The 17,553-nt window shown below is 57.8% G+C and carries 14 protein-coding genes; 8 read left to right on the top strand and 6 right to left on the bottom strand.

The window, feature by feature from the left end:
- The first annotated feature begins 195 nt into the window (after positions 1 to 195).
- The gene (locus ACQUQU_RS09285) at positions 196 to 924 is read left to right on the top strand and encodes a hypothetical protein (RefSeq protein WP_430462960.1); all 729 of its coding nucleotides are present in this window, start codon (positions 196 to 198) and stop codon (positions 922 to 924) included.
- A gap of 33 nt (positions 925 to 957) precedes the next feature.
- On the opposite strand, the gene ACQUQU_RS09280 is transcribed toward ACQUQU_RS09285, so the two are convergent.
- Positions 958 to 2,061: a nucleoid-associated protein gene (locus ACQUQU_RS09280; RefSeq protein WP_430462959.1), complete on the bottom strand. Its 1,104-nt coding sequence runs from the start codon at positions 2,059 to 2,061 to the stop codon at positions 958 to 960.
- Positions 2,062 to 2,070: 9 nt separating this feature from the next.
- Positions 2,071 to 2,613: an adenine phosphoribosyltransferase gene (locus ACQUQU_RS09275; protein WP_430462958.1), complete on the bottom strand. Its 543-nt coding sequence runs from the start codon at positions 2,611 to 2,613 to the stop codon at positions 2,071 to 2,073.
- A 188-nt stretch (positions 2,614 to 2,801) separates the two neighbouring features.
- Between ACQUQU_RS09275 and ACQUQU_RS09270 the strand changes: the two genes are divergently transcribed.
- The 5 genes from ACQUQU_RS09270 (at position 2,802) to yegD (ending at position 7,397) form a co-directional block, all read left to right on the top strand.
- Positions 2,802 to 4,094, top strand: coding sequence for an NCS2 family permease (locus tag ACQUQU_RS09270; protein WP_430462957.1), 1,293 nt, complete (start codon positions 2,802 to 2,804; stop codon positions 4,092 to 4,094).
- A 145-nt stretch (positions 4,095 to 4,239) separates the two neighbouring features.
- Entirely contained in the window at positions 4,240 to 4,629 is a 390-nt protein-coding gene (locus ACQUQU_RS09265; RefSeq protein ID WP_430462956.1) for a DUF2750 domain-containing protein, read from the top strand.
- A gap of 96 nt (positions 4,630 to 4,725) precedes the next feature.
- Complete coding sequence (locus tag ACQUQU_RS09260; protein WP_430462955.1) at positions 4,726 to 5,349, top strand: glutathione peroxidase; 624 nt, start codon at positions 4,726 to 4,728, stop codon at positions 5,347 to 5,349.
- Positions 5,350 to 5,357: 8 nt separating this feature from the next.
- A complete protein-coding gene (locus ACQUQU_RS09255; RefSeq protein WP_430462954.1) occupies positions 5,358 to 5,837 on the top strand; it encodes an MgtC/SapB family protein in 480 nt (159 codons plus the stop codon).
- Positions 5,838 to 6,017: 180 nt separating this feature from the next.
- The gene (gene yegD, locus ACQUQU_RS09250; protein ID WP_430462953.1) at positions 6,018 to 7,397 is read left to right on the top strand and encodes a molecular chaperone; all 1,380 of its coding nucleotides are present in this window, start codon (positions 6,018 to 6,020) and stop codon (positions 7,395 to 7,397) included.
- A gap of 73 nt (positions 7,398 to 7,470) precedes the next feature.
- Here the strand turns inward: yegD and ACQUQU_RS09245 are convergent, their stop codons facing one another.
- The 3 genes from ACQUQU_RS09245 to ACQUQU_RS09235 all read right to left on the bottom strand — a co-directional run bounded on the left by ACQUQU_RS09245 (position 7,471) and on the right by ACQUQU_RS09235 (position 12,658).
- Positions 7,471 to 7,731: a hypothetical protein gene (locus tag ACQUQU_RS09245; RefSeq protein WP_430462952.1), complete on the bottom strand. Its 261-nt coding sequence runs from the start codon at positions 7,729 to 7,731 to the stop codon at positions 7,471 to 7,473.
- 211 nt (positions 7,732 to 7,942) lie between these two features.
- Positions 7,943 to 9,877, bottom strand: a complete 1,935-nt coding sequence (locus tag ACQUQU_RS09240) for a phytase (RefSeq protein WP_430462951.1) — start codon at positions 9,875 to 9,877, stop codon at positions 7,943 to 7,945.
- A gap of 75 nt (positions 9,878 to 9,952) precedes the next feature.
- Positions 9,953 to 12,658: a TonB-dependent receptor gene (locus tag ACQUQU_RS09235; RefSeq protein WP_430462950.1), complete on the bottom strand. Its 2,706-nt coding sequence runs from the start codon at positions 12,656 to 12,658 to the stop codon at positions 9,953 to 9,955.
- A 431-nt stretch (positions 12,659 to 13,089) separates the two neighbouring features.
- Here ACQUQU_RS09235 and ACQUQU_RS09230 point away from each other — a divergent pair, with 431 nt between their 5' ends.
- Together ACQUQU_RS09230 and ACQUQU_RS09225 are read left to right on the top strand one after the other, a co-directional pair.
- On the top strand, positions 13,090 to 14,016 hold the full coding sequence (locus ACQUQU_RS09230) for a GGDEF domain-containing protein (protein ID WP_430462949.1): 927 nt from the start codon (positions 13,090 to 13,092) through the stop codon (positions 14,014 to 14,016).
- Positions 14,013 to 15,047 carry an AraC family transcriptional regulator ligand-binding domain-containing protein gene (locus tag ACQUQU_RS09225; RefSeq protein WP_430462948.1) on the top strand — a complete coding sequence of 345 codons (1,035 nt, stop codon included), beginning with the start codon at positions 14,013 to 14,015 and terminating at the stop codon, positions 15,045 to 15,047. The genes ACQUQU_RS09230 and ACQUQU_RS09225 overlap by 4 nt, the downstream gene beginning before the upstream one ends.
- 77 nt (positions 15,048 to 15,124) lie before the next feature.
- Here ACQUQU_RS09225 and ACQUQU_RS09220 read toward each other — a convergent pair whose 3' ends face one another.
- The gene (locus tag ACQUQU_RS09220) at positions 15,125 to 17,542 is read right to left on the bottom strand and encodes a fatty acid cis/trans isomerase (RefSeq protein WP_430462947.1); all 2,418 of its coding nucleotides are present in this window, start codon (positions 17,540 to 17,542) and stop codon (positions 15,125 to 15,127) included.
- Between the last annotated feature and the right edge of the window lie 11 nt (positions 17,543 to 17,553).

Here is a 17,553-nt window from a genome sequence, read left to right as displayed (position 1 = left end):
CAGCATTAACGGTTCGTTTTCAGTCGGTGCGTCACGCCATGTTGGCGGTGTCGCACGGGCTTTTTGGCGCCGTTGCCGCGTATGGCCCGTGAGTCTGATCGACGGTAGTGTGCGTCTGTCATGTTCGTCTGCCATGTGCAGTCCAACGGTTGGCAAAGTCTCAAAAACCGGTCCTGGTCGTAAGGAGTCAGCAGGATGAAAACAGGTGTTGTCAGGTTATTCGGATGTGTGTTGTGGCTGATGCCTTGGGTGAGCAATGCTGCCCCTTCGGCGGAGGCGCTGCAGCAGCGGGCGCAGTTAGAAATTCTCGCGTACCGGGCCACCACCGAATTCAGTCTGCTCAGTGTGAATGGCGGCACCAGTCAGGTGAATGACCGGCTGGACACTGTGCTGCGCGATGGCAGTGTTCTGGCGCAGCAACTGGTACGCGAATGGCCGCTGCTGAAAAGCGAATGGGATGCCAGTGCCGACTTTATTCAACATCAGCGGCAGGTCGCCACCAACGGCGACAGCAGTGGTTTGCCGGCCCGCCTGAAAGCCCGGCAAGAAGCGCTTTACGCGGCGTTTGACATTGCGCGCCCACCATCGAATGGCTATCACGGCGAGCAGGCGCTGTTCATGGCGTTGCTCGATAACCTGGAAAAAGTCACCGCCGCCTACGTGACCTTTGCCACCGGAGCCGTCGTGGGTCAGAGTTTGCAGAACACCGGCATCGAGCGCTACAGCAGCCGTATTTTTGAAATTCTGGGGAAAATGGCCGACAGCCCGGCAAAAGAGCGCATACGGCTGAAATGGATGTATGTAAAAAACGCCTTAATGGCGTACGACAAAAAGCCCGCGGTATTTATTGTGGAGAGCACGCTGCGTTCGATCCGCGACATCACAGAGCAGGAGTTGGGCCTGAGGCAGCTGGCATCGCAATGACCGGCTGCCTCAGCTCCTGTACCGCCTCGGCGGTTATTTTTGCTTGAGCTGTTTGATCAGGGAATCCGGCACTTTGCGGATGCGCAGTTCGTTGCTGGTGGCATCAAACTGAATGTCCTGAGTATCGAGCATACTGGCGGAAAAACTCAGGCTCAGGTCTTTGTTTTTTCCGCTGAAGCGGATAAACCCGCGCAGCTTTTTCCGGTCCGGAATCAGCTCGGTTTTAATGGCGTCGGCCACGTCCTGGGTCGATGCGCCCTGTGCCGCCATTTGTTCCGGCGTCAGGCCGCTGTTCTGCTTTGCCGACTGTGCGCGTTCTTTCTGCTTTTCGACCATGTAATGAGCAAAGGCTTTGGCCGGTTCGGCTTTTACCTCGGCGGCCAGAAAATCGGCCAGCTCATCAAACACCACAGGTTCACCGCGTAAATCCTGCTCCATGCAGTAGTCGACCACTTTGGCTTTGCATTCAAAGCCCTGATCGGCGGGCAGGGTGTGGGCGAACTGATCGACGATTTCCAGAAAGGCTTCGGTTTCGGCGCTGGTATTCAGCGTGTCGGTAAAGCCGATGCTTTCCGCAAACTGGTTCTGCAGCGGTTTGTCGCCACGGCCGAAACTGAAGGTGATGTATTTGCTGTCGTCGTCGCTGAGCCAGTCGGTCAGGTTGATCTGCACGCCGAAACCTGTGTTGGAGAAATCCAGATACTGGGTTTCGGTCAGGGTCATGTCGGCGTTCACGGTCACACTGGAGCGCGAGCGCAGGTGGAACATGTACATGCGGTCGCTGTCGGCCAGTTTTTCCATAAAAAAGGCCAGATAGCCATCAATCGCCAGCTCGGTGTTGTCGAGGGTGTTGGCGAAGTGTTTGGCGATGCGGCGGGTCAGGGCAATAAAGGTCTGACGTTCGCCCAGCCAGTCCTGAATCTGGGCGCGCACCTGAGTGATTTCCGGGTGAAACACCCCGTAACGCTTGCCGGAACGCTGGGTCAGAATCTGCTTCAGCTGGGCAGCCGTCTGGGCATAGAAATGCTCAACGGTGCCGCTGCTCAGATCGGCCTCGTGTTCGCTGTTCACCAGCTCGGCGGCCGGATCTTTGATCTCTTTACGGATCCGGTGGGTAACGAAGTGCATCAGGCTCATGGGCGGGTCTCAGTGGCCGTCAAATTCACAGATGGCGTAAACGTCGAAACCGGCGTTACGCAGTTTTTCGCTGCCTTTCAGATCCGGCAGGTCGATGATGGCGGCTACTTCCACCACCTCGGCGTTCAGCTTACGCACCAGTTCGCAGGCGGCCAGCATGGTGCCACCGGTGGCGATCAGGTCGTCCATCACCAGCACGCGGTCGCCGGCTTTGAAGGCATCGGTGTGCAGTTCGATGGTGGCGCTGCCGTATTCGAGGTCGTAGCTCTGGGTGACGGTCTTGAACGGCAGTTTGCCTTTCTTGCGCACCGGCACCAGGCTCAGGCCCAGTTCATAGGCCAGCGGGGCACCCAGAATGAAACCACGCGCATCGATGGCGGCAATCGCGTCCAGCTGCAGGTTCTGATAACGGTGAACGAAGCTGTCGATCAGCTTGCGGAATACGTTGGCGTTCTGCAGCAGGGGCATGATGTCGCGGAACATAACGCCTTCCTCCGGCCAGTTAGGGACGGTACGGATGGCATCTTTGATTTCCTGGCTGTAGGCACTCATGGGTCAGTCTCAGCAATTGGGGCGGTGGAACAGGGCGCCCAAAAGATCCGACCATTCAGTCAGGTTTTCTTGGGCTTTGCGGAATCGGGCATTATAATCCGCGGCCCGAAAAAGTCTCCCCCGGGCAAAAACGGACCGTCTGACGGCCGTGAATGTCCGGATTTATTAACCACTAAGGGCTCCCTCCCATGCTGGAAAAGCTGTTTGGGCTGTCGCGTTTTGGCAGCAATCTGCGCACCGAAGTACTGGCCGGTATCACCACCTACCTGACCATGGCGTACATCATTTTTGTTAACCCGGCGATGCTGGCGGATGCGGGCATGGACCGTGGCGCCGTGTTCGTGGCCACCTGTCTGGCGGCGGCCGTGGGCTGCATCATCATGGGTCTGTGGGCCAACCTGCCGGTGGCACTGGCACCGGGCATGGGTCTGAACGCCTTCTTCACCTACGGCGTGGTACTGGGCATGGGTTATACCTGGCAGACCGCGCTGGGCGCCGTATTCCTGTCGGGTTGTATCTTCATTCTGCTGAGCCTGTTCAAAATCCGTGAATGGATCATCAACGCCATTCCGGTGACGCTGAAGAAAGCCATTGCCGCCGGTATCGGCGCGTTTCTGGCTCTGATTGCCCTGAAAAACGCCGGCATCATCGTCGACCATCCGGCCACGCTGGTCGCGCTGGGCGACCTGACCCAGTTCGAGCCTGCGATGGCGCTGGCCGGCTTCTTCCTGGTGATTGCCTTTGTGCAGCGCAACATTCCCGGCGCTGTGATGCTGGCCATTCTGCTGGTGACCATTGTGGCCGTAACCACAGGCCATGTGACCTACAACGGCCTGGTGTCGGCGCCACCATCGATTGCCCCGACCTTCCTGCAGATGGACATTGCCGCAGCCTTTGATGTGGCCATGCTGAGCGTGATTTTCGCTTTCCTGTTCGTCGACCTGTTCGACACCTCGGGCACCCTGATTGCCGTCACCCAGCGTGCCGGTCTGACCAAGGCCGACGGTCAGGTACCGCGTCTGGGTCAGGCGCTGCTGGCCGACTCCACTGCCACCGTAGCCGGTGCGGCGCTGGGTACCTCAACCACCACCAGTTACGTGGAAAGCGCGGCCGGTGTGGCAGCGGGCGGCCGTACCGGTCTGACCGCTGTAGTGGTGGGCATTCTGTTCCTGCTGAGCATCTTCTTCGCGCCGCTGGCGGGCATGATTCCGGCCTACGCCACCGCCGGTGCCATCTTCTACGTCGCCATCCTGATGCTGTACACGCTGAAAGACGTGAACTGGGATGATCTGACCGAAGCCGCGCCGGTGACTGTGGTGCTGCTGCTGACGCCGCTGACCTTCTCCATTGCCCACGGCATTACCCTGGGTTTCATCACCTATGCGGTGGCCAAGATTCTGGCTGGCAAGGCGCGTGAGCTGTCCGTTGGTGTGTGGGTGCTGTCAGCCCTGCTGCTGGCGAAAGTGGTGTTTGTGGGCTGAGCCCTGAGCCCTGAGCCTTGAGCCTTCAGCGTTTAGCCTGCTGACAAAGCAGGCGAAAACCTGAGCCACAACAAAACGGAAGCGAAAAAAGGAACAGCCGATTAAAATGGCTGTTCCTTTTTTATTTGCGGACGACCAAGCCACTATGAGCTATTCCCTGAGTCATAAAGATCATCTGGCAACCCTGAAGCTGTCGAACCATCAGCGTTTCCAGCACTTCGTCGATAAAGTGGTGAAGCACGGGGAAATCTGGAGTCTGGCCAACGACGAAGGCTGGGTAACCCTGACCTCCGACGGCGACAACTGCCTGCCGGTATGGCCGCACCCGGATTACGCCGCCGAATGGGCAACCGGTGACTGGGAAGACTGCACGCCCAAAGCCGTTGAGCTGGACGTCTGGCTGTCGCGCTGGACCAAGGGCCTGACCGAAGACGAAACCTGGCTGGTGGTGTTCCCGAACCTGAAAGAAGAAGCCCTGATGGTCGAGCCGGTGGAACTTGAAGAAGCCCTGCGCGAAGCGCTGGATGAACTCTGAGCCGCGCTTTAGCCCCTAACTCCGGCGCATTTGCCAGTGGTCTGACCCGGCAGCATTTTCTATAGTGATTACTCTGAAGATGTTGCCGGAGTTCCTATGTTGTTCTGTCGCTTACCTGATGCCCTGATCCGTCGTGCTGCGCTGACGGTTGCTCCCCGTTCTTTCGCCCGTTCCGTTTTTGGCGCGCCCGCTGTGAGCCTGAGTCTTATGATGTTCAGTGTGCTGACGCCTGCAACGGCGCACGCCGCCGACTGCCCGGCGATTTTCCAGCAGCAGATGAAACAGCTGCACAGCAGCAAGATTCTCGACCTGTGTGAGGTCACCCACGGTCAGCCGGTGATGCTGGTGAACACCGCCAGTCATTGCGGTTTTACCGATCAGTTCAGCGAACTCGAAGCCATTCACGAGAAATACAAAGACCGCGGTCTGGTGGTGATTGGTGTGTCGTCCGACTCTTTTAATCAGGAAGCCGACGACGAAGCCGAAGCCGCCGACGTCTGTTTCAAAAATTTCGGCGTTACCTTTACCATGCTGGCCACCGTGCCGGTCCGCGGCGCCGACGCGCACCCGCTGTTTAAAGAAGTCGCGCGTCAGGACACGGCGCCGAAATGGAATTTCTACAAATACCTGATCAACCGTCAGGGGCAGGTGGTGAGTTCCAACTCCAGCATGACCATTCCGGATGACGACGATATCGAAGCCCTGCTGAGCGCAGAGTAAGGATGCTTATGAGCTGGGAAGAACTGATTGACGTTGCACCGCTCGACTGGACCCACATTATCTCGGCGCTCGCCATCGGTACCATCATTGGTCTGGAGCGGCAGCTGCGCGGTAAACCCGTGGGTATCCGTACGTCATCGCTGATTGTGCTGGGCACTTATGTGTTCGTGGAGCTGTCGAGTTACATCAGCAACGCCGGCACCGACAACTCGCGCATCATTGGTCAGGTGGTGACCGGCGTTGGTTTCCTCGGCGCCGGGGTGATGCTGGCCAAAGACGGCATCGTGCTCGGTGTGACGTCGGCGGCGACTATCTGGGCGCTGGCGGCCATTGGCGTAGCGCTGTCGGTGGGGACACCGGGGCTGGCCATCAAGCTGGCGTTGCTGGTCGTGATCATTCTGGTCGGCGTGGACGTGCTGGAAAATTATTCGTCAGCCTTCACCCGTGGCGTGCATTCGCGCTACAGCAGCTGGCGCTCGAAACGCTGACGCAGAGCCGGTGGGCGTTCGGCAGGGTAACGCTCACCGGCAATGCCAGCCGGCAGCCACGCCCGTTTGCCCCATGTCTTTACACCCATCCGCACCAATCAAGACTGTTGCCCGCCCGGCGCTTGTGCTAATTTCCGCGCCCTTTTTTCATCCTCAGTTTCAGGCGATTGTTGTTTACCCATGATTTGCGGCTTCGACTACGGCACCTCCAACTGCGCCATCGGCGTGAAAGACCAGAACCAGATCCGCCTTGCGCAGGTGGATGGCGACAGCCATTTTATGCCATCGGCGCTGTACGCCGCCGGGCGTGAGCTGATCTGTGAACAGGTGGCGCTGGCCATGCAGAACACGGGGCTGCGCGACGATTTCGTGCAGTTGCGCCGCGGTCAGTTGCAGCAGGCGTTGCGCGTGCGCCGTGAACTCGACCTGACGCAGGACGACACCGTCATGTTCGTGGGCAAGCAGGCGTTCAGCCAGTATTTTGCCGACCCGGAAGAAGGGTACTTCGTTAAATCGCCGAAATCCTTTCTTGGTGCCAGCGGCCTGCGGCCTGAGTTTGTGCATTTTTTTGAAGACATAGTCACCGCCATGATGCAGACGGTGAAACGCCGTGCCGAGCACTCGCTGGGCCGTGAACTGACCCATACCGTTATCGGCCGTCCGGTGAATTTTCAGGGCTCGCTGACCACCGACAAAGGCGCCGAAACCAGCAACCAGCAGGCGCTGGCGATTCTGTCGGCCGCCGCCCGCCGTGCCGGTTTCAGTGCCGTCGAATTTCAGTACGAACCCATTGCTGCCGGTCTGAGTTTTGAACAGTCGCTGGATACCAATAAAACTGTGCTGGTGGTGGACATCGGCGGTGGTACCACCGACTGTGCCATGGTGCGCATGGGCCCGGATCACAGAGGCCGGGTGGATCGCAGCGCGGATTTTCTGGGCCATACCGGTGAGCGTACCGGCGGTAACGATCTGGATATTCAGCTGGCCGGAAAACAACTGATGCCGTTATTCGGCATGAACGCCGCGTTAAAAAGCGGTAAGCCGATGCCGACCAAAACCTTTCTCGATGCGGTGTGTACCAACGACGTTGGCGCGCTCGGCCGTTTCGCCAGTCTGGAAACCGGGCTGTATCTCGAACAATTGCAGCGCGACTGTCTGCAACCGGAATTAATTGCGCGCCTGATGCGTCTGCGGCAGAACAAACAGAATCAGCAACTGGTGCGCAGCGCCGAAGAAACCAAAATTGCACTGTCAGACGCCGGTGTGACCGAGGTGGCCCTGAATTTTGTCGAGCCGGGCCTGACCACCCAGGTCAGCCGCGAACAGCTGGAGAGCGCCATCGAGCGTCCGCTGGAGCGCATCATGCTGCTGATGAAAGAAGCGGTAGAGCAGGCCGGTTGTCGCCCGGATCTGATTTTCGTCACCGGCGGCAGCGCGCGTTCACCTGTGATCCGCGAAGCCGTCGCCCGTACGCTGGGGGATATTCCGTTGCTCGACGGTGATCACTTTGGCAGCGTCACCGCCGGGCTGGCGGAGTGGGCGGAGCAGATTTTCCGCTGATTTTCCGACATTTAATTAGCCGCCGTTATTTCGCGCGGGCTGCTTACCGTTCTGCGCGCAGTGTCGTATTTACTCAGAACACGAAGCGCGCCAGCAGCATCGCTAAGGTTACCAGCATAGCGATCAGGCTGAGCCATTCTGGCCGGTTTATGTCGTTCAATGAGGGAAGGCCTGATCGCTGAGGATAGAGGCGTCTGCGTTTGTGAATAGGGTGCCGGATAATCTGAATACCCGGAAACCAGACGGCCAGAAACACCAGCATGACGAGATAGTCGGTGCGGTTAAACGCAGCATATTGTTCGATGTGACCGGGTACTGAAATGGTTCGGTGCATGGCGCGTGATGTCTGCAGATATTCTGGCTTTGCACTGCGTATTTAGCACATTGGCCAGAGACGCACAAAAAAGCACGCCCGTGGGCGTGCAATGCTTCTTCTGCTGACCATCTTTCGATGACGGGAAATCGCTCTGGCGTCCGTGCCGGAGCGGTCCCTTTAGACGGGTTCTTTTGCAGGCGGGCTCTTGTTATCAGCGGCAGCCTGCGGTTTATGGCGCAATCACCACCGCGCGAATGCTGTCCCAGCTGATGGTTTTAAAGTTCTGATTTTCATCCGGCAGCAGATTGCGGCCATCCTGCACAACCAGCATACCGGCCGGATAATCGGCACCCAGTGCCTGCGAGGTAACGGTCAGGCCGTCGGTTTCGGACGCGCCGTCGATACCTTTTTCGGCGTTAATGCCCACGCGGAAACGGCCAACGTACTCGTAAGGCGCTTCCGCCTGATACAGCACATAGCTGTCATTGCCCTGACTGGACACCACCAGATACGCTTCAGTATCGCTGCGGTAAATATCCATGCCTTCAATATCGGCGACCAGCACATCGGATACGGCGGCTACTTGCGTCATGTCGGTTGGTGCTCCGGCGTCGGCCGACAGGGTCCACACAGCCACGTCTTCTTCACCGATGAATAAACGCTGCTGGCGGTCGTCGGCAGCACAGCCTTCCGGTTGGCTTTTAACGGCAAATTCGCGCACTTTTTTACCGCGCCAGCCGGCGCTTGAATCGGTAATTTCATACTGCTCAAAGCGGCCGTCCTGATCGTTAATAAAGACGAAAAAGCGGTTGTCGGTGATGTTGCGGTACATGCACAGGCCGTACACGTTATCCAGCGTGGTGACCACTTCGCCGGCGGTGGATACCTGGCCGTTTAACGGGTCAATGCTGAATAAAGCAATGGCTTTGCGGTCACGCTGACTCGCGGCGGCAATATCGGCGGCCTGACCCTTCAGAGAAAAGCCCTGACGCACGTCGACGTTATTCACGCGACCGACCACCAGTTCCTGCAGTTCGTTACCGGCCAGATCGTACACATACAGGCCGTATTTTTTATTGGTGCCAATAATGCGGCTTAATTCCGGTTGCTGCTGATTCACCCAGATGGCCGGGTCGTCGGCGGCGTCGCCGGATTTTCGCATCGGACGGGTTTCGGCTACCGGCGCGACCTGCACAATGCGCTGGTTATCGCCAGCGCGGGCGGGCAGGGTCAGCTCGGCGCGGTACACCTTGCCGTTGTTGTCGTCCAGCACCGCCATTACGGTTTTATCACTGTCTGCACTGACGGTCAGGGCATCGGCCGCCAGTGGCTGGCCCGCAGCAATGGGCGCCAGCTGCCAGGTGCGGGTGTCGCCGCCGTCCAGCGGGTACGCGTGCAGCAGGTCGCTGCCCAGTTCCGCGACCAGCAACTGCCCCTGACTGATGGCCAGCGGACCTGTGTTGTGTTCGAGTGCCCCCCAGGGTTTCACCAGATCCACCGGCTTGCGCAGCACTTCGCTTTCGGCGCGGGCGTTGTACGACCAGACACCGATGTTTTCTTCGCTGACGAATAATTGATCTGTGCTGTCGTCGACCACACAATATTCAGCCAGCGGTGGCAGCGGGAACTGACGGATTTCTCTGGCCAGCAGTTCGCCCTGAGTACGCGTCAGCAACAGCTGGTGGGCGATGGCCGATTCGTCCATGACAAACAGGTTCAGCTCCTGCGCGGACGGCTGATACAGGCACATGCCTTCCAGTGGCCAGGGCAATTCCGCACTCAGGTGCAGGTCGGAAATTCCCTGAGCGGACGCACGATAAAACATCAGCTGGTTGTCGGTGGTCAGGCTCAGGAAAAAATCGCCCTGAGCATCCCGGCGCTGGCTGATAAATTCAGCGGCGACCGGCTGCTGGCCGACAAGCGCACCTTGGCCGTCACGAATCTGAATATCGCCGTGCGGGTGCACACCGAGCCAGAGGTTGTTATCCAGCCGCGTGGCCTGTTCTGCGTGCAGTGGTAATTCGCTGATGGGCAGCGTAGTGACGCTGTTTGCGTTAGTTTCTGGGGCATTTGTTACCGGCCCGGACGGCTGGCAGGCGGTCAGGGCCAGCAGCGCAGGAGCGGTCAGTAAAGCGGCCGTGAATAAAAGCGTGGGTTTGTTCATAAAAATCCGGTCAACAATAAATACGCAAAAAACCGGACCGGACACACAGTGTCCGGTCCGGCGCAGGGTTCAGTCTCAGAAGTTGCTGAAGCTCACGCCCAGACGGTAGGTCGGGCCGTAGTCTTCAAACTGGGCGTTGTACTTTTCCTGACCCTGATAGGTGTAGTAGGGCTCGTCGGTCAGGTTGGCGATGGCAAAATTCACTTTTACCCGCTCGCTGATGTCGTACGCGGCGCTGAAATCCAGCTGGGTCTGCGCGGCCTGATAAATGTCTTCGTCTTTGCTTTCCACATCACCGACTTCCATCAGGTATTCGGATTTGTAGTTGGTGGCCAGACGCAGCATCAGGCCATTTTTCTCGTAGCCAATCACCAGGTTACCGGTTACGTCCGACTGGTTCGGCAGCGCGATGGTGCGTGAACCACCGTCGTATTTCAGCGTGGCTTCAGAATCGCTGACGGTAACGTTGGCCGACAGCAGCAGACCGTCAAACGGTGCCGGCAGCATCTCGAGTTTCTGCGAGGCAGACAGTTCCAGACCGTTCAGTTTGGCGTTGTCGCCGTTGTCGTAGCTGTCGACCGAATCGAATTCGGTAAAGCCCGGCTGGCCGGCAATGTCGGCCTGATAAATAAAGTCTTTGATGTCTTTGTAGAACAGGGCGGCCGACAGCGCACTGGCGGTGCCGATGTAGTGTTCAATACCCAGATCAAAGTTGGCCGCGGTCATGGCGTCCAGTTGCGGGTTACCGGATTCCGCTTCGTCGTCTTCGGAGCTCAGGGACGGTGCCATCTGCTCGAAGGTCGGACGCACCACCGAGTTGGTCCAGGCGGCGCGCAGCTGAGTGTCTTCGGCTAAGCGGTAACGGGCCTGAATATTCGGCAGAACGTGGGAATACTGGTTGTCGTCGGTGTAGTCTGAAAATTCTTCGCTGTTGGCGTTGTATTTCACGCCGTCAAAATCGTGCGCTGTGGCTTCGTAGCGGACGCCGGCCAGCAGATACAGATCGTCCATATCGACGGTGGTCATCAGGTACGCGGCGGTCACGTCTTCGGTGATGCTGTAATCGGCGATGCGCGAATCGTCTTCGCGGTAAGCGTCGGCTTTATCCATGCTGCCGATCAGGTTGTAAATGGCCGACGGAGAAATGCCCGGACCAAAGGTACTCAGGCTGTAATCAACGGCACCGTTGGACAGGGTGTCCAGGGTTTCGCCGTTGAAATCCTTGAATTTGTACACGTCTTCGTCGTTGGTTTTTTCGCGGGTCTGGTATTTTCCGCCGAATTTAATCTGCGATGGGTAACCGGCAATAAACAGGTCGCGGGCCAGATCCAGACGCAGGCTGGTCTGGGTGTCGTCTGTGTAGGATTCGGCGTATTTCACCGCGTCGATTTCATAATTGGCGGCATCGTAGTAGTCAGCCGGTGCAATCAGGTGCGGTTTGCGCGTGCCGGTGTAACCTAAGCCGCTGAAATCGCTTTCAAACGCCGCAGCGCTCAGACCGCCCGGATTGTCTTCGCTGGCTTCGCTGTAACCCAGTGCGTATTTAATGGTCCAGTCACCGGCAAAGTGCTCACCGCCGAAGGTCGTGGACAGAATTTTCTGGGTTTCTTCCCGGTCTTTCAGTTCGCGCGATACGGTGCCGTCGCCGGTTTCACCGGACGCCAGCGGGTCGTCGAAGGAAACAACGCTGGCCTGGCGGGTTTCAAAATCTTTGAACGAACTGTACAGGGTGCGCAGGAACAGACGGTTGTTCATATCGATTTCGTAATCGAAGTTCAGCGCGGCACCCAGACGTTCACGCTCAATTTCGTAATCGCGGATTTCAAATTCGTCGATTTTTTTATCGTCGTCCCAGTTGCCACCGGTCTCGATGTTTTCGGAGCCGAATTTGTGATCGTCGTAGCTCAGCGCGGCGGCCACACCCAGACGCTGGCCATTGCTGAAGGTGAAGGTATTTCCGCCAGAAATACCGTAAGCCGGGCTGGTTTGTTCGGTCTGTTCGTCGTAGCTGGCTTCCGCACGCAGGGTGTAGAAGGCGCCTTCGCGGTCGAGTGCCGACAGGCTTTCGACTTCAATGCTGCCGCCGATGGCGTTGGCGTCCATATCCGGCGTCAGGGTTTTGCTGACCACCAGAGCGCTGACCAGATCGGATGGAATCACGTCCAGTGCAACCGCACGACGGCCGGCTTCCGGTGCCGGTAATTGTGTACCGTTGACGGTCACGGCGTTCAGATCCGGGCTGATACCACGCACGCGCACAAAACGGCCTTCGCCCTGATCGCGCTCAATGGACAGGCCGGGCACACGCTGAAGTGCTTCGGCGGCGTTGGCGTCTGGCAGCTGACCGATGGCGTCGGCGTTCACCACGCTGATGCTGTTGTCGGCAAAACGCTGACGGTCGAGGGCGCGTTGCATTTGCGCAGCCTGACCGATCACCAGCACTTCTTCGACCTGATCGTCGGCCTGATTCAGAATAATGTCGACCGAACGGATTTCGTTGTCGGCCACGCTCACCGCGCGGCGCTCAACTTCTTTACCACCGACAATCACGGTCAGGGTGTAGCTGCCGGCTTTCAGCTGCGGCAGACGGAAGCGGCCGGCGTTACCAGCCAGCACTTCACGGTTTAATTCTTCAATGCGCACCACGGCGCCGGTGTACACAGTGCTGTTTTGCTGATCGCTGATGCGGCCTTCCAGCACGCTATCGGCCAAGGCAGGAAATGCCACGCCAGCAGATACCATGGCGACCACAGCGGCCAGTGGCTTAAGACGGAAATTCATAACTACACTCCGGTAATGGGTTCCGGCGGCGACACTAGAAATACAATATGTCGGTTCTGTGACAGCTGTTCGGTGGCATCGCCAAACAAGCGCTTTCCGGCCGTTTTTTGCCTTGTTTTCTGCCCCTTTTGATCCGCTTTGACCCCTGCTTAAGGCGCTGAGGCCTATGGCTGCTTTGTTGTCGGTACACTGACGCTGCAGCTGTATAAATGCGCCGGGTGCGGTTTTGCTGCTTTTTTAGGCGCTTTTCTTAACGCATTCAGGGGTGACGCGGGCGGGGTTTAAAAAAGCGCTGAAAAGCCCGGTTCGCGTATGAGCTTTTTTAACCCCCCGAAGGGTTTTTCGCGTAGACAGCACAGCGCATTCAGAGAACAACGGATTGTCATTGAACTGTCATATTGGCTTGATATTCAGCTCGGGTTTTCTTTTTTGTGAGCCCGCTCATGCCCGCCACCCTGCATCTTCACCGTCAGAAGCTTCTGCTGATTTTTTCAATTGCCTTTGGTTCTCTCGCCGCCTGTTTGTGGGTCGGCACGGTCAAACACTGGTCTGAAATCGACTGGCTGGACGTGGTGGGTGAGGGCGGCAGTGCCATCGCCGTGGGGGTGTGGATTTTCCTGATTCTCGGCAGCCGTCCGGCCGGGCGTGTGACGGATTTATTGTCACTGGGTCTCGGCTTTATGTTCATCGCCATGTGGCAGGACAGTCTGGATGAATTTATCCGCGTACCGGCCGGACAATTGTGGGATCAGTGGCTGGAGTCGGGCGCGATGCCGGTGGGCATTGCCATTCTGACTTACGGTTTGTACCACTGGCATCAGGAGCAGTTGTCGGTGAACAGCCAGCTGCGCCGGCGTGAGCAGTTATTCCGCGATCACAGATACATTGACGGCCTGACTCAGCTTGGCCGCGCCGCGTATCTGAAACAACATATTCAGCGTCGTCAGCTGGAATTTCCGGGGGCATCACTGGCGCTGGTCATGGCCGAAATTCAGGATTATCCGCAACTGGCGCGCCGGCTCGGCCACCGTGAGGCCGACCGTCTGCTGCGAGAGGTTGCCGAAATTCTGCTGCTGAATATCCGCCAGCAGGATGTGATCTGCCGCTTTGCCGGCGACCGCTTTGCCGTGGTGCTGGGGTCCTGTACACCTGAGCAGGCCATGGCCATTACCGGTGAACTGCAGCAGGCCATAGCCCATTTTGCTTTCAAAAATGCCGACGGCGACACCCTGTACCAGCGCATCTGCGCCGGTGTGGTGATGGCACCTGACGAGACCGATGCCGACGCCCTGATCGAACAGGGCAATGCTGCGTTGTTGCAGGCGCGTCAGCAGCAGGGGACGTATCTGGCAGCATGATCACCTCCGGCTGGTACGAAAATGACGAGCGCTATTTACCGGCCCACCATCAGCCGGCGCTGTTGCTCGACCTGCTGCTGGCACGGGATGTCAGCAGCCATAAAGTGCTGCGCGGAACCGGTTTATTTTACGAAGACATTGTCAGCGGCAGTCAGACCGTATCGGCGGCGCAGCTGAAGCAATTAATTGCCAATGGCCAGAAGCTGGCGCCCGAGGGCGACCTGAGTTTCCGCTGGGGCGATAACCTCTGGCCGGGTTATTACGGCGGCGCCAGTCAGTTGCTGAGCAATGCGCCGGATCTGCAACGGGCGCTGGATGTGCTGGTTGAATTCCGCCGCGAATTAAGCCCGTTATTATCGCTGCGGGTGTTCAGCGATGACCGCTATTGTTACGTGCAGTGGCTCGATAACGCGGGCCTTGGCGATGAAAAAGTCTTTATGGTTGAAACCGCCATGACCGCGCTGACCTCGATGGCGCGCTGGTTATCCGGGCAGGCAATGCCGTGGCGGTACGGTTTCAGTTATGCCCGCCCCGCAGCCAGCGAACAGTATCTGGTGCATTTAGGACCGCAATTGATGTTCGGGCTGGGTGTCGATGTGATGGTGATTGAAAAATCCTGGTTGTCGGTGCCCTGGCCACGCGGTTCCGCGACGGCCTTTCAGGCGGCGCTGCAGGGTTGCCAGCGCACCGTTGTGCAGCCGCGCGATGGTTTTTGTGAGGCGGTGTATGACTGGCTGGTGCAGCACGTCCGCGAGCCACAGGCGCTGCCCGATGTGGCCGCTGCATTTGGCATGAGTCCGGCCACGTTCAAGCGCAAACTGATGAAACACCACACGCATTTTCAGCAATTACAGGATCAGGTGCGCCTGCACGTGTGTCTGTATCTGCTGCATATTAAAGGCATGAATAATGAGCAGGTGGCGCATTATTTATTGTTCAACGACACCACCAATTTCCGCCGCGCGTTCAAGCGCTGGACCGGATTAACCCCGAGCGACTGCCGCCAGCAATTTCAGCTGATGCCGGGCTGATACTGGTTTGCTGCCATTCAGCCCGGCAGTCATTCAGTCTTAAGCCCTGACGTACGCGGAAAACCGCTGAGCCATTCTCAGCGGTTTTCCAGCCGGTTGTAATCCAGAATGCCGGCGTTCAGCGGGTCGTGGGTCTGATACCACTGCTGCACGTCGTCGCTGTTGGCCCAGAAATGCGGGTCGGTACGGCGCACACCAAAGCGGTCCATCAGGGCTTCGTAATCACCTTCGTCCTCAAGCTGCGTCAGGGCCGTGGCAAAGTCGCTCAGACGGAACGATGACAAACGGAAATAGGCCGACGGGTAAGCGCCTAGAATACCGGGCACCAGTGTCAGGTAGTCTTCCTCGGGCAGGCGGTTATCTTCCTCGTACAGCAGACCGGTCAGGTTGCTGTGGCCGCTGTTGCGGATCAGGGTGAACATGCGCGCATCACCGTGCAGATCTTCGAGCATGATCATGGATAATTCCGGCATCAGGTTCGCTGCCTCACCACGGATACGGTTAATGCGCGCAAACTGCGCCAGCTCCGCCGGCGTTGCGTGGGTGGCCAGCGTGTATTTATCACTCAGCACCGGCTGTAAATAGTGCTCAATTTTGCTTACCAGCTCGTCTTTCGGCTGCGCCGAGCGGTAATCAATATTCGGATCCGAAAGCACGTGCTCTTCGTAATTCACCAGATGTTTGCGTACCCGCTCGCTGGTGTCGCGGTACCAGAAGTCGGCCAGTCGGATACGCTCCTGCTGCGGCAGCAGGGTCAGGAAATTGTATTCACCTTCCATGCGCAGAAAATCCATGTACAGGCGCGTCATCAGCTGATGCCCGATATTGCCGTACACATCAAATTCGGCGACCAGCAGATAGTGGATGCGCTCGAGTAAGGAATAATCGACCAGCCACAGGGTTTTCGGCTCCTGACCCACCAGTCCCTGCACCACGGTTGAACTGTCGAAATGGCGGAAAATAGTGAGCGCGGCGTTGGGGTTTTTCTGATCACCAGCCCAGATCAGATCCAGTGTGAGTTGTTTGCCATCCGGAAAATGTTCGGCCATCACGGCATTTTTGGCGTCCAGATATTCATTGTGCAGCCACGAATATTGCAGCCAGTTGCCGACGATGCCAGCGTTGCTTTCGGCCTCACCGGGCAGACGTAAGTGTTCACTCTGGTCGCGCAGGAAATTGGCGTAGCCGTCGCTGCTGAGTTTTTCCGGATCGACAAACAGGGTCCAGAAATGGTCATCGATGACGTTTAGGGCTACCTGACCGCGGCATACCGGGCCTTTAATAAAGCCCATGATGGTGAATTCCGCTTCCTGCAACATAAAGCGGTAGCGGGCGGCAATGGGGAGATCGGCGAAGGCCACAAACGGATTGGCGGCGGTATCCGGTGAATAATCGGGCAATTTCAGTACGTCGTAATCGGCACGGATAAACAGCTCGTTAATCCATTGCAGACGTTCGGCACTCAGCTGATAAGGCATATGGGTTTTGGCAACCACCGACGAGTGGTCGGCGATCAGGCGGTAATACACCTGCTGGACACCCGGATCGTCGTAGGGGCGGCGGCTGGCGACCGGAACAACCGGCTGGCCCGGTGGCGTGCTGGAACGGATCAGCTTAAACCACACCGAAGGCCGTGGGCTGGTTTCCAGACCGTAGCTTTTGGTGGTGAACAGGGGCTCGTCGGAAAAATACAGGCTGGCTAAAAATAAATGCTCGTAAATATAGCGGGCGGTCAGCTGATGTTGATTGTCGCGCAGGTTCAGAAAATGCTCCCAGGCATTCACCTGTTGCTGCAGCGCAGGCGTCAGTGCGGGATCGGCGGCCATGGGCGCGCCATCGCGGATCCAGGCCGTCAGCGTCTGGTATTCCTGTTCACTGATCGCCGGCAGTGCGTAGGGCATACCCCACAACGGATTGTCATTTTCGTAATGGTCAAATTCTTCAATGGTCGGGCATTGCTGCGGGCGGTTTAAACCCAGTGAAAAATCGTCGTCATCCAGAATTTTATCGTCGGGCAGCGGGTTGTTCGCTTTCAGGGCCAGCATGCGGTACAGCACGCTGTTGCGCATGTTGATGTCGGCCGTCTGCGTGCGCTCATTCAGTACGCTGAAAAAGCCTTTTTCGCGCCATTGAGCCGTGCTGGTGGCATCGATGCCCAGACGGCTGGGTTCGGCGGCGAGAATGCGGGTGCCGTCGTACACCAGTGCTTTGCTGGCGCCACGCTGAATACCGTCAGGTGACGATAATTTCAGCTGACAAGGGGCGTCGTAGCAGCCGTGGCAAACCACGCAGCGATTTTCCAGAATGGGCTGAATCTGTTCGTGATAACGCTGCGCGGCGGCCGTGCCGTCGGCGACTTTACGCTCGCTCAGTTGCGTGGTGCCGAACAGTGCATCGTAATCAATGGTGAGGCCGGCGCTGGCACAACCGCTGAGCAGCACGGCAATAAACGCGGTACGCAGTCCGCGGCGACCCGAAAAAAGCGATGAAAACATGGGAGTTGTCC

Origin of the sequence: Thalassolituus sp. LLYu03 (assembly GCF_050507655.1) — a bacterium.
Lineage (GTDB): Bacteria > Pseudomonadota > Gammaproteobacteria > Pseudomonadales > Oceanobacteraceae > Venatoribacter.
Note: the sequence above shows the minus strand (reverse complement) of the source record. Positions and strands in the feature narration are given on the sequence as shown.